General features: G+C 73.3%; 15 protein-coding genes. 7 read left to right on the top strand and 8 right to left on the bottom strand.

What is annotated here, in order from left to right:
• Positions 1 to 44 precede the first annotated feature (44 nt).
• Positions 45 to 602, top strand: a complete 558-nt coding sequence (locus tag IEY30_RS07215; protein WP_030201569.1) for a SigE family RNA polymerase sigma factor — start codon at positions 45 to 47, stop codon at positions 600 to 602.
• Complete coding sequence (locus tag IEY30_RS07210) at positions 599 to 1,513, top strand: hypothetical protein (protein WP_030201566.1); 915 nt, start codon at positions 599 to 601, stop codon at positions 1,511 to 1,513. Before IEY30_RS07215 ends, IEY30_RS07210 begins: the two co-directional genes overlap by 4 nt.
• A gap of 25 nt (positions 1,514 to 1,538) precedes the next feature.
• Here IEY30_RS07210 and IEY30_RS07205 read toward each other — a convergent pair whose 3' ends face one another.
• Positions 1,539 to 2,051 carry a MarR family winged helix-turn-helix transcriptional regulator gene (locus IEY30_RS07205; RefSeq protein ID WP_030201563.1) on the bottom strand — a complete coding sequence of 171 codons (513 nt, stop codon included), beginning with the start codon at positions 2,049 to 2,051 and terminating at the stop codon, positions 1,539 to 1,541.
• 133 nt (positions 2,052 to 2,184) lie between these two features.
• Between IEY30_RS07205 and IEY30_RS07200 the strand changes: the two genes are divergently transcribed.
• The gene (locus IEY30_RS07200; protein WP_229674881.1) at positions 2,185 to 3,492 is read left to right on the top strand and encodes an MFS transporter; all 1,308 of its coding nucleotides are present in this window, start codon (positions 2,185 to 2,187) and stop codon (positions 3,490 to 3,492) included.
• Between the two features lie 51 nt (positions 3,493 to 3,543).
• Here IEY30_RS07200 and IEY30_RS07195 read toward each other — a convergent pair whose 3' ends face one another.
• Positions 3,544 to 4,353: a DUF5995 family protein gene (locus IEY30_RS07195; protein ID WP_030201557.1), complete on the bottom strand. Its 810-nt coding sequence runs from the start codon at positions 4,351 to 4,353 to the stop codon at positions 3,544 to 3,546.
• Between the two features lie 178 nt (positions 4,354 to 4,531).
• On the opposite strand from IEY30_RS07195, the gene IEY30_RS07190 reads away from it, so the two are divergent.
• Positions 4,532 to 4,828 (top strand): hypothetical protein, encoded by a 297-nt coding sequence (locus IEY30_RS07190; RefSeq protein ID WP_030201554.1) that lies wholly within the window; start codon positions 4,532 to 4,534, stop codon positions 4,826 to 4,828.
• 77 nt (positions 4,829 to 4,905) lie between these two features.
• Here IEY30_RS07190 and IEY30_RS07185 read toward each other — a convergent pair whose 3' ends face one another.
• The gene (locus IEY30_RS07185; RefSeq protein ID WP_373286681.1) at positions 4,906 to 6,051 is read right to left on the bottom strand and encodes an aminotransferase class I/II-fold pyridoxal phosphate-dependent enzyme; all 1,146 of its coding nucleotides are present in this window, start codon (positions 6,049 to 6,051) and stop codon (positions 4,906 to 4,908) included.
• Between the two features lie 144 nt (positions 6,052 to 6,195).
• On the opposite strand from IEY30_RS07185, the gene IEY30_RS07180 reads away from it, so the two are divergent.
• The 3 genes from IEY30_RS07180 (at position 6,196) to IEY30_RS07170 (ending at position 8,788) form a co-directional block, all read left to right on the top strand.
• Complete coding sequence (locus IEY30_RS07180; protein WP_030201546.1) at positions 6,196 to 6,729, top strand: phosphoribosyltransferase; 534 nt, start codon at positions 6,196 to 6,198, stop codon at positions 6,727 to 6,729.
• Between the two features lie 89 nt (positions 6,730 to 6,818).
• Positions 6,819 to 7,886 (top strand): alpha/beta hydrolase, encoded by a 1,068-nt coding sequence (locus tag IEY30_RS07175; RefSeq protein ID WP_030201543.1) that lies wholly within the window; start codon positions 6,819 to 6,821, stop codon positions 7,884 to 7,886.
• A gap of 29 nt (positions 7,887 to 7,915) precedes the next feature.
• Positions 7,916 to 8,788 carry an LLM class F420-dependent oxidoreductase gene (locus IEY30_RS07170; RefSeq protein WP_030201540.1) on the top strand — a complete coding sequence of 291 codons (873 nt, stop codon included), beginning with the start codon at positions 7,916 to 7,918 and terminating at the stop codon, positions 8,786 to 8,788.
• A 172-nt stretch (positions 8,789 to 8,960) separates the two neighbouring features.
• On the opposite strand, the gene IEY30_RS07165 is transcribed toward IEY30_RS07170, so the two are convergent.
• The 5 genes from IEY30_RS07165 to IEY30_RS07145 form a co-directional block, all read right to left on the bottom strand.
• Positions 8,961 to 9,887 carry a DUF2705 family protein gene (locus IEY30_RS07165; RefSeq protein ID WP_030201537.1) on the bottom strand — a complete coding sequence of 309 codons (927 nt, stop codon included), beginning with the start codon at positions 9,885 to 9,887 and terminating at the stop codon, positions 8,961 to 8,963.
• Positions 9,884 to 12,745 (bottom strand): alpha/beta fold hydrolase, encoded by a 2,862-nt coding sequence (locus IEY30_RS07160; RefSeq protein WP_229674880.1) that lies wholly within the window; start codon positions 12,743 to 12,745, stop codon positions 9,884 to 9,886. Before IEY30_RS07160 ends, IEY30_RS07165 begins: the two co-directional genes overlap by 4 nt.
• Positions 12,746 to 12,818: 73 nt before the next feature.
• Positions 12,819 to 13,085 (bottom strand): hypothetical protein, encoded by a 267-nt coding sequence (locus tag IEY30_RS07155; protein ID WP_030201532.1) that lies wholly within the window; start codon positions 13,083 to 13,085, stop codon positions 12,819 to 12,821.
• 2 nt (positions 13,086 to 13,087) lie between these two features.
• Entirely contained in the window at positions 13,088 to 13,489 is a 402-nt protein-coding gene (locus tag IEY30_RS07150; protein WP_030201530.1) for an ankyrin repeat domain-containing protein, read from the bottom strand.
• The gene (locus tag IEY30_RS07145) at positions 13,486 to 14,169 is read right to left on the bottom strand and encodes a ceramidase domain-containing protein (RefSeq protein WP_052358846.1); all 684 of its coding nucleotides are present in this window, start codon (positions 14,167 to 14,169) and stop codon (positions 13,486 to 13,488) included. Before IEY30_RS07145 ends, IEY30_RS07150 begins: the two co-directional genes overlap by 4 nt.
• Between the last annotated feature and the right edge of the window lie 53 nt (positions 14,170 to 14,222).

Genomic DNA, 14,222 nt, shown 5'->3' with positions numbered 1-14,222 from the left:
CGGCAGCAACCGTGGCCGGCGCCGCACCGCAGCACAGGGGAGACATGTCTGAACGCGACGAGCAGTTCACGCGGTACGTCCAGGGCCGCCGTGAGCACCTGCGGCGTTCCGCCCTGGTGCTGTGCGGCGACCCCGCCACGGCCGAGGACCTCGTCCAGACGACGCTCACCAAGCTCTACGTCGCGTGGCCGCGCGTTGCGGCCATGTCCGCGCAGGACGCCTACGCACGACGGGTGCTCGTCAACGCGCACGTCGACCTGACCCGTCGACCGTGGTGGAGGCGGGAGCGGTCGGCCGGCGACGACCTGCCCGACCTGGCCGCGCGCGCCGACGGGGCTGCTGTCGAGGACCGCGACCAGCTGGCCGACGCCCTCGCTGCCCTGCCGCCTGCGATGCGGCGGGTCGTCGTCCTGCGCTACCTGTGGGACCTCGGCGTCGCCGAGACCGCCGACCTGCTCGGGATCTCGAGCGGGACCGTCAAGAGCCAGACGTCCAAGGGGCTGGCGCACCTGGCCAGGGCCCTGTCGCCGGCCGACCCGTCATCCGCCGACCAGCCCACAGACACGGAGCATGCGCTCGACCGGCAGGAGGTGCCGCGATGACCGACACGATCGAGAAGCAGGTGCGAGACGGGCTCGCACGCCTGCGTGACGCCGCCCCCGCGGAGCACTTCGACCCCGCCGACGACCTCGCGCGGGGTCGGGCCGCGCGCCGCAACGCCCGGTCGCGGGTGCTGGCCGGCGCCGCGGCGTCCGTCACCGCCGTCGCGGTCGCCGGCGGGCTCTGGGTGCAGGGCGGTGGGGCTCCGACGCCCGGCCCGGCCCGCTCGGCCGCCGCGACCGCCGCGGTCACCCGGAGCACGCCTCTCCCCGCGACGAGCACGCCGCCGGGCACCCCCGAGACCACCCCCGCGTCGCTGACGACCGATCTGCTGGGTGCCCGGATGGCCGCCGTCGTGCAGGCGCACGCCTCCGGCGCCGGCCGCTACCTCGGGGGCTGGGGTGACGGCTCGTCCGGCTCCGGCACCCGCACCAGCATGAAGGACTCGAAGATCGCGCGGTTCGAGATCACGATCGCCTGGGGGCGAAAGGGGTCCACGTCGCTGGGCGGCGTGCACGTCGGCTCGGCCAGCGCGCGCTTCCTGCGGGACGAGGGCCCGACGGCCACCCTGGACTGCGGCGGCGAGTTCACCGACTCGCCCTCCGTGTGCCGGCTGGTGCGCCGGGAGCCCGACGGGTCTCGCCTCCACTACGGCAGCACCGGCACGACCCGCGCCGCCAGTCTCACCTACGCCGACGGGCGCACGGCCTACGTCTCCGTGACGGCGCGCGAGGGGGGCAACTCGCTGACCGCGACGACGGCGCCCCTGCCGTCGAAGGCGGAGCTGCTCGCGATCGTCGCCGACCCGCGTCTGCTGTGGGACGCGCCGCTGCTGGACTCCTCGTCGGGCGACCCGGACGGGCGCATCCCGTGGTCCACGCCCCCGGCCGGCTCAACCGGCTCGACCCGGTAGGACAGCAGGGACTCCGCCAGACGGTTCAGGCCTCGATGTCGTCGAGTCCGGCGATGACGATCTCGAGCAGCCGGGCGAGCTCGTGGCGCTCGGTGTCGGACAGGTCGCGCAGCGTGTCGCTCTCGACGACGTTGGACTCGCGCACCGCGGCGCTGAAGAGGGCCCAGCCGTCCGTGGTCAGCGAGACGAGGGTGCGCGTGCGGTTGGACTCGTCGGGCCGCCGCTGGAGCAGGCCGCGCCCGGCCATCTTGTCGAGCCGGTGCGTCATCGACGACGGCGCGACGTTGGACAGGTCGGCGAGCTGGCTCGGCGTGAGGCAGGTGTCCCCGGCACGGGCCAGCGCGGCGAGCACCGACCACTCCCCCTGGGTGAGGTCGAGGTCGGCGAACTGCCGGACGTACCACTGGTCGAGCTTCTTGGTCACCGAGAACAGCGCGGTGATGACGCGCTGGACCGACTCCTCACCGCCGGCCGCGACATAGGTCGCGACGTCCGCGGCGTGCTCCTGCTGGGCGGTCCGTCGTCGCTTGGCTGCCATGGGAACGCATTGTCGCACTGACCGGGGCTGCTGCTACTCTTTCGAAGTCGAACTTCGATGACGAAATATTCGATGCCGAAGCTGCGTTGACTTCCCGGTCCGCCTTCCCCATCCCAGAAAGGGTGTGAAACCCATGCGCACCAAGCTGCTCATCCTCGCGTCGTCCATCGGCATGCTCGGATGGGGCACCGTGCTGCCCTACCAGTACGCGTATGCCGCCAACACCCGCGGGTGGGGCGCGCTCGCTGCCGCTCTGGCCAGCACCCTCTTCTCGGTCGGCGCCCTCGTCGCCGCGCCCTTCGCGGGTCGGCTGAGCGACCGCTTCAACCCGGTCGCCGTCGCCGTCGTGGCCAAGCTCCTCGCGGCCCTCGGCGTCGGTGGGCTCATCTGGGCGCAGTCGGCCCCCGCCTTCCTCGTCGGCATGTTCGTCTTCGGCTTCGGCCTGACCGCCGCCGGTCCGGCCGCGTCGGTGCTCGTGCTGCGCTGGGCCGGGAGCGACGACCGCCGCAAGGTCTTCGCCTACAAGTTCACGGCCGAGGCCATCGGCATGGCGGTCGGCGCCTTCGTCGCGGGTCAGTTCGTCGACCTCTCCCGCACCGACGGCATGACCTTCGCGTTCATCGCCGCCGGAGCCGGCTTCGCGATCTCGGCCGTGCTCATCCACGTCGCCGGCATCGGCGCGCCGAGCGAGGTCGCCCCCGACCTCGCCGCCGGTGAGGCGGAGACCCGCCTCAGCACGATGGACGCCCTCCGCCGCATCTTCGCCGTGCCGGCCCTGCGCTGGACCGCGGTCGTCGCCGTGGCCCTTGCGCTCGGCTTCTACGCGCAGTTCGAGTCGGGCCTGCCGGCCTACGCCCTGACCGTGCTCGACGTCGACGAGTCCGCCATCGGCCTCGCCGCCGCCGTCAACTGCGTCGTCATCGTCGTCCTGCAGGTCGTCGTCGTCCGGCTCACGGCACGCCGCAACGCCGCCAGCCTGCTCATGGTCGTCGGCGCCATCTGGACGCTGTCGTGGATCGTGCTGTCGGTCGCGCAGCTGACGCCCGAGGTGGCGTCGGCCCTCTTCGTCACGACGTTCGGCATCTTCGCCGTGGGCGAGACGATGTACGCGCCCGTCCTCAACCCGCTGACCGCGACCCTGGCGCCGCGCGGGCTCGTCGGCACGACGCTCGGCACCTTCACGGCGATCCAGACGACCTTCTCGGCCGTCGGTCCGCTCGTCGCGGGCGCCCTGCTCGGCATGGGCCTGGCCAACGGCTTCCTCGCCCTGCACCTCGTGATCAGCCTCGTCGCCGTCTACGGCGCGTGGCGGCTGCGGGCCGCGCTGCACACCCGCCGCGCCGAGGAGCGCCGTCCGGCCGCAGACCTCGCCGGCACGAGCACCAGCACCAGCACCGCCGACAGCACCGGCACGCTGACGCCGGTCCCCGTCAACGCCTGATCGGGCCAGGCCCGCGGGTCGAGGTGGCCCGTCGCGCTCCGGCGCGCGGTCTCACCTCGGCCCGCTGCCCGGCGCCTCGGGAGCGAGGTCCGCGACCGGCGTCAGCAGGTAGCGGCCCGCCATGCCGACGGTGCGCGAGAGCGTGGCGAGGAACTCGGTGCGCAGCGGCTCGGCGCCGTCGAGCGACCACAGCACCCGGGCGTTCGTCCACGCCGCGTCGCGCGCCCGGGTGATGCTCCAGCCGCTGACGAGGTCGGCGACCGGCCCTGCGAGCTGCCGGTCGACCGCGAGCGCCACCCCGTCGAGGAAGGAGCGCCGCACCTCCTCCTGGACGGCGGCGAGCAGCTCGTTGACGCGGCGGTAGTCGTCCTCGACGCCCGGGCTGTCCGGTGTCAGTCCGAGCTGGCGGCACGTCGTGACGACCGCGACCGGCAGGTCGTGGTTGATGTGGGCGTTCATGCCGGCGAGCGCGAACTGGATCGGCACCCGTCCGGGCTCGCGCCGGCTCGCGAAGAGCGGTGCCCACGACGGGTCGGGTGCGGCCGCGTCGACGGCGTCGAGGTAGAGCCCGGCGAAGACGAGGTCGAGGCGCGTGACGAAGGCCGGGTCGGTGAAGTAGCCCGCCACGAGGCGGTCGCGCACGAGCTCGGTGACGCGGAGGTACATCCGGTTGAAGTCGCCGACCCCGTCGTCAGGAGTCAGCGAGCCGTCGATCTGCCGCATGCGCGCGATGACGGCGTCGACGGACGCAGGCTGGCCGGGCTGACCCGGAGCCGGCGGGCTCGGTGCCGGCGGATCGGGGCGCGGCCCCGCGCCGGTCCGGATCCGGACCCACGCCACCACGTCGGTGAACCACCCCATGCGCCGACGCTAGCGGCTCACCGAGGGTCGGCGAGGCAGGTCGTCAAGTTCGGGACCAAGGCCTCTTACGCCCGCGCGGACGGCGAGACACGCTGGAGTCAGAGATGGAAAGGAGGTGACGACGATGTCGCAGCTCCTACAGAGTCAGACCACGAGGACTGAGCAGGGTCTGCCCCGGTTGTTCCGCAACCGCACGGTGGACTACACGCTCATCATCATCGGTGCCCTCGTCGCGGCGTTCGGCGCGTACACGTTCTTCGTGCCGGCGACGTGGATCCTGGCAGGCCTGAGTGCGGCCTGGTACCTCAGCAGCTGGATCGCGGGCGGCGTGCTGCTCACCGCAGGCTTCGCCCTGCTGGGTGCCAGCGTGCGCGACCGGGCCGGCCACTGGACGACCGGTGCCGTCCTGGGCTTCGTGCTCGGAACGCTGAGCCTCGCCGGAGCGGTAACCGCTGCGGTACTGCTCATCATCTAGTCATCGGGAAAGAGGTGACGAGAGGTCGGAGCCCCCGCCAGCCGGGGGCTCCGACGCGCGCCGGGCGGGAGCCGACGTCAACGCGCGTTGAACGCCTCGATCCGCCCGATCGCCTCACCGACCGCCGTCGCGCCGGCCGCGAAGCTGAGCCGGACCGAGTGCGCACCGGCACGGTCGTCGAAGTCGCCGCCGGGCGTGATCGCCACGCCCACCTCCTCGAGCAGGGCCTTGGCGTATGCCGCCGAGCCGCCCCAGCGACCGAGCTGGGGCCCGAGGTCGGCCCAGTAGTAGAACGCGCCGTCGGGTGGTGCGGACTCTCCCCAACCGAGACGGGGAGCGTTGTGCAGCAACAGCTTCCGGGTGCCGGCGAACTCGGCGACGGCCTCGTCGCACTCACGGTAGGACTCCTCCGCGAAGGCCGACACCGCGGCATACTGCGCCGGCGCGGGAGGGCACAGCGCGACGTTGCCGGCGAGTGCGTCGACGGGGCGCACGAGGTCCTCGGGCAGCAGCATCCAGCCGAGGCGCCAGCCGGTCATGCCCCAGTACTTGCTGAACGAGGAGATGACGATCGAGGTGTCGTCGGTCTCCCACGCGCAGACGCCGCGCGGGTCGGGCGCACCGGGCTCCGGATAGGTGACGCCGTGGTAGATCTCGTCGCTGACGAGGCGCACCCCGCGGGCGGCGCACCACCCCGTGATCGCGGCGAGCTCGGCGCGGTCGACCATCGTGCCGGTCGGGTTGGCGGGCGAGGCCACGATGAGTCCGGCGAGCCGGCCGTCGGCCTGCGCGGCGTCGAGCAGCGCCGGCGTCGGCTGGTAGCGCGTCTCGGGGCCGCAGTCGATCTCGACGACCTCGCAGCCGAGCGATGTGAGGATGTTGCGGTAGGCCGGGTAGCCCGGGCGGGCCAGAGCCACCCGGTCGCCCGCCTCGAAGGCGGCGAGGAAGGCAAGCACGAAGCCGCCGGAAGAGCCGGTCGTCACGGCGACGCGCGCCGGGTCGACGTCGAGGCCGTACCAGCGGCCGTAGTGGGCGGCGATCTCGGAGCGCAGCTCCCGGATGCCGAGGGCCGAGGTGTAGGTCAGGGCGCGGCCGGACCCGTGGATCCGCGCAGCTGCCTCGGACACGAGGCTCGGCGCGCCGCCCGACGGCTCACCGGCGCAGAGCGACACGACGTCGCGGCCCTCGGCCCGCAGGACGGCGACCCGGTCGAGCACGTCCATGACCTGGAAGGGCGCCACCTGCGAGCGCCGCGAGGGCTGGAGCGGTCTGGCCGGGCGGGTGGTCTCGGGGGTCACCCGTTCAGTCTGCCCGAAGCCTCGGCTCCCGAGACACGGCGCTCCCCCGACGTCGCTAGCCTCGTCCGCATGACGACCGCCCACCACGCAGACGCCTCGACCCTCGTCGACAAGGAGGTGCTGACGTGGGACGGCTTCGGCACCGCCGTGCGTGAGCTGGCCCAGCTCGTGGCCGACTCGAGCTTCCGCCCGGAGATCCTCGTGGCCGTGGCCCGCGGCGGCCTGATCCCCGGCGGCGGCCTGTCCTACGCCCTCGGCGTCAAGCTCACCGACGCCATCAACGTCGAGTTCTACACCGACGTCGAGGAGACGCTGCCCGACCCCGTGCTGCTCGCCCCGCACCTCGACACCGACAGCCTCAGGGGCCGCCGGATCCTCGTGGTCGACGACGTGGCCGACTCCGGCCGCACGCTCGCCCTCGTGCTCGAGCTGCTCCAGAAGCACGGCGCCGAGGGTCGCAGCGCGGTGCTCTACGGCAAGCCGCGCTCGATCGTGGCCGCGGACTACGTGTGGCGCCAGACCGACCGCTGGATCGTCTTCCCGTGGTCCGCCCAGCCGCCCGTTTCCGGCTCGCAGCTCAAGGCCACGGCCGACGACGCCTGAGCCGGCGCCGGAAGGCGTGGTCCGACCACACTGACCGAGCGCTCCCGCGGTGATAGACAGGGCAGGTCGCCCCCGTCGAGAGGACCGCCATGACAGAGTCGTCGTTCACCTGCAGCCTCGTCGAGACCTCGCGGCTGACCACCAACGTGTGGTCGAGCGGCCCCGAGGACGGCGTCCCGATCCTGCTCCTGCACGGCAACCTGTCCACCGGCGGCTACTGGCGCTACGTCGCCGACGCCCTCTGCGAGCTCGCCGACGACGTCCGGGTCATCGCGCCCGACCTCCGCGGTTTCGGCCGCACCGACGCCCTGCCCATCGACGCGACCCGCGGACTCGGCGACATGGTCGAGGACGTCCATGCCCTCCTCGAGGCACTGGGCCTGGCCGACGAGTGCCGCGTCATCGCGGCCGGCTGGTCGATGGGCGCAGGTGTGCTCGAGCAGCTGATGATCGAGCACCCCGACGATCTCGCGAGCGTCGTCCTCGTGGCACCGCTGTCACCGCACGGTTTCGGCGGAACCGTCGACGCCGCAGGCACGCCCGCGTCCGACGACGGCGCGAGCACCGGTGGTGGCGCGGCCAGTGCCGACTTCGTGCGGCGCCTCGGCGAGAAGGACGCCGGCGACCAGGACCCGCAGAGCAGCCCGCGCGTCGTCATGCGCACCTACTACGGCCCGGGCGCCAACGCCGACAACGTCGACGAGGACTTCCTCGTCGACGAGCTGCTCCTGACGCGGACCGGTGACGACTTCTACCCCGGCGACTCGACACCGTCGGAGAACTGGCCGGGTCTCGCGCCCGGCAACCGGGGCGTGCTCAACACCATGGCGCCCACGCACTTCGACGCCACGGCGATCGTGGACCTGGAGCGCAAGCCGCCGGTCACGTGGGTGCACGGCACCGCCGACCAGGTCGTCAGCGACACCTCGCTCTTCGACCTCGCGACGCTGGGCTCGCTCGGCGCCGTCCCCGGCTGGCCGGGTGCCGAGGTGCTGCCCCCGCAGCCGATGGTGGCCCAGATGCGGGCCGTCCTCACGCGCTACGCGGCGGCCGGGGGCGCCACCCGGGAGGTGGCCCTGGAAGGGATCGCACACGGCATACCCCTCGAGGTTCCCGAGGTGCTCGCCCGCGAGATCGAGGCGCTCATCACGGACTGATCCCAGCGGGCAGTCGTAGTGTGCAAGGCATGGACCTCGGACTGCACATCGCCAACTTCACGTGGAGCGGCGGCTCGGCCACCTTCGTCGACGACCTCCGGCGCACCGCCAGGACCGCCGAGGACGTCGGCTTCACGAAGATCTCGGTCATGGACCACGTGTGGCAGATCGGGATGATCGGCCCGCCCGAGCACGAGATGCTCGAGGCCTACACCGCGCTCGGCTACCTTGCCGCGGTCACCGAGCGCGTGCAGCTGCTCGCGTGGGTCACGGCCGCCGTCTACCGCGAGCCGGGCCTGCTCGCCAAGGAGGTCACGACGCTCGACGTGCTCTCCAAGGGCCGGGCGATGCTCGGCATCGGCGCCGCCTGGAACGAGGAGGAGTCCGTCGGGCTCGGCCTGCCCTTCCCGGGCACCGCCGAGCGCTTCGAGCGCCTCGAGGAGACCCTGCAGATCTGCCTGCAGATGTGGAGCGACGACGACGGGCCGTATGCCGGCAAGCACTACCAGCTCGGCCGCACCCTCAACTCGCCGCAGTCCGTCCAGCGCCCGCACCCGCCGATCCTCATCGGCGGCGGCGGCGAGAAGAAGACGCTGCGGCTCGTGGCGCAGTACGCCCAGGCCTGCAACCTCTTCGACAGCCCCGACCTCGCGCACAAGCTCGACGTGCTCCGCGGGCACTGCGAGGCCCTCGGCCGCGACTACGACGAGATCGAGAAGACCGTCATGGGACCGGTCGACCCGGGCCCGAACGGCGAGAAGGTCGACGCGACGCTCGAGCACCTGCGCGACCTCGCCGCGCTCGGCGTGACGCACGTGCAGCTCGGCATCGGCGACGGCTCGAGCACCGAGGTGCTCGAGCTCATCGGTGAGCGGATCATCCCCGAGGCCGCCAAGCTCTGACGCCGCGCGCGGGAGGTCGGCCGCCGACCGACGACCATTGGTCCACCGAGGCGGCCGTCGCCGCGCGTCGGCAACGCGTGTCGCGGGTCGCCCACCAGCAATGGTCGTTCGTCGGCGCAGCCGAGGGCGTATGCGTGTGGCCCGGCCGGGTGCGTCCCGGCCGGGTGGGCGGCTAGCTGAGGATGTCGCTGCGGCGGAAGCGGCGGTAGGCGAGCATCGTGAAGCCGACCGCCCAGACGAGCGCCCACAGCGCGCCGTGCAGCATGTCGGTCCAGTCCGGCGACACGGCGAGGGCGTCCTGCCAGGCCCGGGAGTAGTGCCCCGGGAAGGCGTTGCGGTAGGGGTCGAGCGCGTCGAGCTGGTCGAGGATGTTGAGCAGGATGCTGACGAGCACCGCTCCGCCGACGGCGGCGAGCGGCGCGTCGGAGCGCGTGCCGAGCCAGAAGGCGATGGCCGCGATGGGCAGCAGCGTCACGAAGATGTAGGCCATCGCCAGCGCGAGCCGCGGCAGGAACTGCCCCCACGTGAGGTTCTCGCCGAGCGGGTTGGTCAGCGGGTCCCAGCCGTAGGCGATGCCGCCGACGAGCAGGCCCCACGCCGGCAGCAGCACCGTGGCGAGCAGGGTCGAGGCGATGCCGATCACGAGCTTGCTCGTGAGCAGCCGGGCCCGCTGGACCGGGGCGACGAGGAGGTAGCGCAGCGACGACCACGACGCCTCCGAGGGCACGGCGTCACCGCAGAAGAGCGCCGCGAGCAGCACGAGAAGCAGCTCGGAGGCGAGGAAGACGAGCACGAGGCTGAAGTTGGCGGCGCCGCTCTGGGCGAGGTCGAAGATCCGGCTCGAGGCGCTGCCCCGGCCGCTGTTGCCCGACCGCTCCCCGAAGGCGAACGACCCCACGAGGACGAGCGGCAGCGCGAGCAGCAGGCCGAAGGCCCAGATCGTGCGCCGCCTGCCCCACTGGCGCCGCAGCTCGGACCGCCACGAGAGCGGGCCGCGCACCTGGTGGATCTCGTTGCCCGCGGCGGCCGACGTCGGCTCGATGACCTCGAGCAGCGCCTCGCCCGCCACGTGCTCGGGCTTGTCGGGGGTCTGGCTCATCGGGCCCTCACCTGCCTGAGTCGTTCGACGAGGGACTCGCCATCGTCGGCGGGCTCGGCGCCCGCCGCAGGGGCGGAGGCCGACGAGATGACCCCGAGGAAGACCTCCTCGAGGTGGCGGCGGCTGCTGACGCCGACGACGGGCAGCCCCGCCGTCACGGCGGCCGCGACGACCTCGGCCCGGCCGCGGTCGGCGACGACGACGATCCGGGTCGGGGTGTCGACGCGCACCTCGGTGACGCCGTCGGCGGCCTCGAGCGCGTGCACCCCGGCACTGACGACGTCGTGGTCCACGTGCTCGGGCAGGTCGAGGATCGTCGTGTCGTCGCTGTCGACGAGCTCGGCGACGGGGCCCTGGGTGATGACCCGCCCGGCGTGCATGACGACGACGTGCGTGCACGTCATCTCGACCTCGGCCAGCAGGTGGCTCGAGACGACGACGGTGCGACCGGTCTCGGCGTAGCGGCGCAGGATCGGGCGCATCGCCGCGATCTGGGGCGGGTCGAGACCGTTGGTCGGCTCGTCGAGGATGAGCAGCTCGGGCAGCCCGAGCATGGCCTGCGCGATGCCGAGGCGCTGGCGCATGCCCTGGCTGTAGGACTTGACCGGCCGGTCGACGGCCCCGCCGAGGGCGGCGACGTCGAGCGCCTCGTCGAAGTGGGCGTCCTCGGGCGCCCGGCCCGTCGCGGACCAGTAGGCCTCGAGGTTCTGGCGCCCGGTGAGGTGCGGCAGGAAGCCCGGCCCCTCGATGAGGGCGCCGACGCGGCCGAGCACGCGCGAGCCGGCCGAGACCGCCTCGCCGAGCACGTGGACGCTGCCGGCGTCGGAGGAGATGAGGCCCATGACCATGCGCATCGTCGTCGTCTTGCCGGCGCCGTTGGGCCCGAGCAGCCCGACGACCTGGCCCTTCTCGGCGCGCCACGTCACGTCGTCGACGGCGCGGTGCCCGTCGGCATACGTCTTGACGAGGCCCTCGACGACGAGCGGGATGTCGGCGAGGTCCGGTCGGGCCGGGAGGTGGCGGCGCCGGCGCCGGCGGACGAGCCAGCCGCCGAGCGCGAGGAGCAGGAGCAGCACGAGGGCACCCGACGCGAGGAGCGTCTCGGTGTCGACGCCGCCGGCGACGGCACCACCGACCGCGGCGCCGGTCGCGACGGGCAGCGTCAGGGCGGAGGCGTCGGAGATGCGGATGGCGGCGGGGGTGCGCGAGTTGGAGTAGGTCGACTCGGTGCTCGTCAGCAGCACGCGCCACCGGGTGCCGGCGGGCAGGTCGTAGGTTGCCGCCGGCAACGAGATCGTCACGGGCGTCGGGCGGCCCGGCGTCACGGCGAGGCGCACGGGGGCAACGAGAGGGTTGGTCAGCGTCACCGACCCACCAGTCACCCGCCACACCGAGGCGAAGAGCGTGACGTCGGGGGTGTCCGAGGTGACGGTCAGGCGCAGCGTCGGCGACCCGACGACCGTCGTGGCCTCGGCGACGGGCTCGGTGTCGAGCGCCGTCGACTGCCCCGGCAGCGCCGCGATCTGGTAGGTCGAGAGACTGACGCCGAGCGCCGCGAGACCGGGCACCGCGATGAGCGACGCGGGCTGCCCACCGGGCGGGTGCAGCAGCGTCCCCGAGGTCGTCGACAGCGGCAGCTGACGCGTCTGGAGCGGCGCTCCCGACAGGCCGGGGTATGCCGTGAGCGTGTGGAGCGTCGTCGGCTGGCCTGCCCGACCGGCGGGCGTGCCGTAGGTGAAGGCCGCCGTGGGCAGGGCCGACTCGCTCCGGCTCGCCGAGGCCTTGTCGCGGACGTAGTGGTCGAGCCACGTGTAGGAGGCGTCGAGCTCCTCCGTCTCGTGCGTGCTCGCGGCGTCGTGGCCGCCGTCGCTCCACCGGACGGCATACGGCGTCCTGCTGGCAGCGAGCGCCGACACGTTGGCGTCGGCCTGGTCGAGGCCGAAGAGGGAGTCGCCGACGCCCTGGACGATGAAGGTCGGCGCGGTGACGGCGTTCATCGTCGGCTTGGGGCTGTGCGCCCGCAGCAGGGCGGTCAGCTGGGGCGAGGCGGTGCCGGTCTCGGAGGCCTGGACGAAGAGGCGGCAGATCGTCGGGTCGAAACGGCCGCAGCGGGCGGCGCCGGCTGCGGCGCCGCCGGACTGGCCGCCGGCCTGGGCACCCTGTGCGCCTTGGGCGCCCTGGCCACCGCCGCGCAGGGCGGACAGGAAGAAGTTCGTTGCCCAGACCTGCTTGAACGGCCCGGCGACGTCGATCGGGGACCGGCCGGCCGCGGTCGTGGCCGGCCTCGTGACGGCGGCCTGCGGGAAGAACGCGTCGGCGAGGTCGTTCCACGTGATGGCCGAGACGACGCCGTCCACCCTGCGGTCGGACCCGGCCAGCATGAGGCCGAGCGCGCCGCCGTAGGAGGCCCCCATGACACCGGACCGCGGGTCTCCCGGGGCGTCGAGCTCGACGTCGGGACGCTTGGCCGCGAGGTCGAGCAGCGTTCTGGCGTCGGCGATCTCGTAGGCCGGGTCGTTGAGGTGGATGCGGCCACCGGACTGGCCGTGACCGCGGGCGCTCCAGGCGATGACGACGTAGCCACGGTCGTGCAGGTCGTTGGCCTGGCTCGTGACCGAGTCCTTGGTGCCCCCGAAGCCGTGGGCCAGCAGGACGACCGGGTGCTTGCCGCTCGCCTGCGGCCACACCGAGACGTCGAGGCGCACCGCGGTGCCGTCGGGCTCGGCGCCGACCGGCACCGAGATCGCCTGCGGCGTCACGGGGTCCGCGGCCGCGGCTGCGTGGGCCGCCGGGGCGGCCGCCATCGTCAGGCTCGAACCGACGACGAGCGCGGCGAGGAGGGAGGCCCGGACCGACATGCCCACATCACATCACGGGCTGGTCCCCGGACGGTCATCGTCCGTCCAGCCTTGGGCCGGCCGCGGGACGGGGTCAGTCGCGGGTGAGGCGCTTCTCGAGGAGGTAGGCGACGACGATGCACACGACGAGCACCATGGCGGGCGGGAGGAAGCGCGCCGCCCCCTCGAGCCGCAGCCACTCGTAGGGCGCCACGGTGAACTCGAAGAGCGACAGGTCGAGCAGGTAGCGCACGATCGGCAGCACGCCGAAGAGGAGGCCGATGACGCCGACGAGGTTGATGACGAAGCGTGATCCCGCTCCGGTGTCCTGCGGGCGCTGGGGCTGGCGCGAGTCGGCCATGGTCACTCCTGTCCGTCGATGAGGTGCTGCTGCCCGAACATGCGGGCCGTCTCCCGGGCCGTGGGCGAGCCGGCATCGAGGTCGGCGCCGGCCGCGACGAGCGCCCGCACCACCTCGTCCTCGCCCTTGAACATGGCGCCCGCGACGGGAGACTGGTCGCGGTCGTTGCGCCGGTCGACGTCGGCGCCGCGCCCGACGAGCGACCTGACCGTGTCGAGGTGCCCGTGGTAGGCCTCGAGCATGAGCAGCGTGTTGCCCGCCGGGTCGGGCAGGTCGACGGGGTAGCCGTGGTCGAGGAACTCGGCGAGCTCGGCCGTGCTGCCGTCGCGCGCCAGGTCCATCGCGACCGAGACGATCCGCGCGTGCTGCTCCAGCTGCTCCGGCGTGGGCGGCGACTCGGTCATGGCACCAACCTACGGCCCGACCAGTGCCGGGCCAGGCACCACCCGGCGAGGGCGCCGAGCACGTGCCACGCCGCGTGCCCCTGGAGCGGGCTCCCCGGGTCGCACCACAGTCCCGCCTGGTCGAGCACCCACAGCAGGTATGCCGTGACGAGCAGTCCCAGCCCGACGTGCAGCCAGCGTGCGCCTCCTCCCGCACCACGCCCACGACCCGCACGCCCCGCACGGACGAGCTCGAGGACGATGCCGGGCAGCAGGACGGCGGCGAAGAGGACGCGGCGCGACTCGGGCCAGACCCAGAGCAGCACGGCGAGCGCGACGAGGAGGGCGACCCCGCCGACGGCGGCGCGGCGGGGTGTCACCCGGCCGAGGCGCACGAGGGCGCCCGCGAGCAGGACGCAGCCCACGGCATACATGGGCAGGACGTCGACGAACTGGCCCCACAGCGTCAGGGTCGCGTGGAAGGCGAAGCTGCCGACGCCGACCGCGGCCAGGGCGACGGCGAGGAGCGGCATGAGCACGCGCTCGGGTCGCGTGGCCGGGCGCAGGAGCACGAGTGCAGCCACGCCCGCCACGACGAAGGCCAGCGACGACCAGGCGTTCGCGGGCTGCGCGATCCCTTCGGGGCGCACGAGCTCGCAGAAGCAGCGGGTCGTCAGGCAGGTCGCGCCGTCAGCGTGCATGCCGCGACGGTAGGCCCTCGGTGCCGTGCAGGGCACCCGTGTTAGATACCTCC

This window comes from Terrabacter tumescens, from assembly GCF_014646815.1.
Lineage (GTDB): Bacteria > Actinomycetota > Actinomycetes > Actinomycetales > Dermatophilaceae > Terrabacter > Terrabacter tumescens.
Note: the sequence above shows the minus strand (reverse complement) of the source record. Positions and strands in the feature narration are given on the sequence as shown.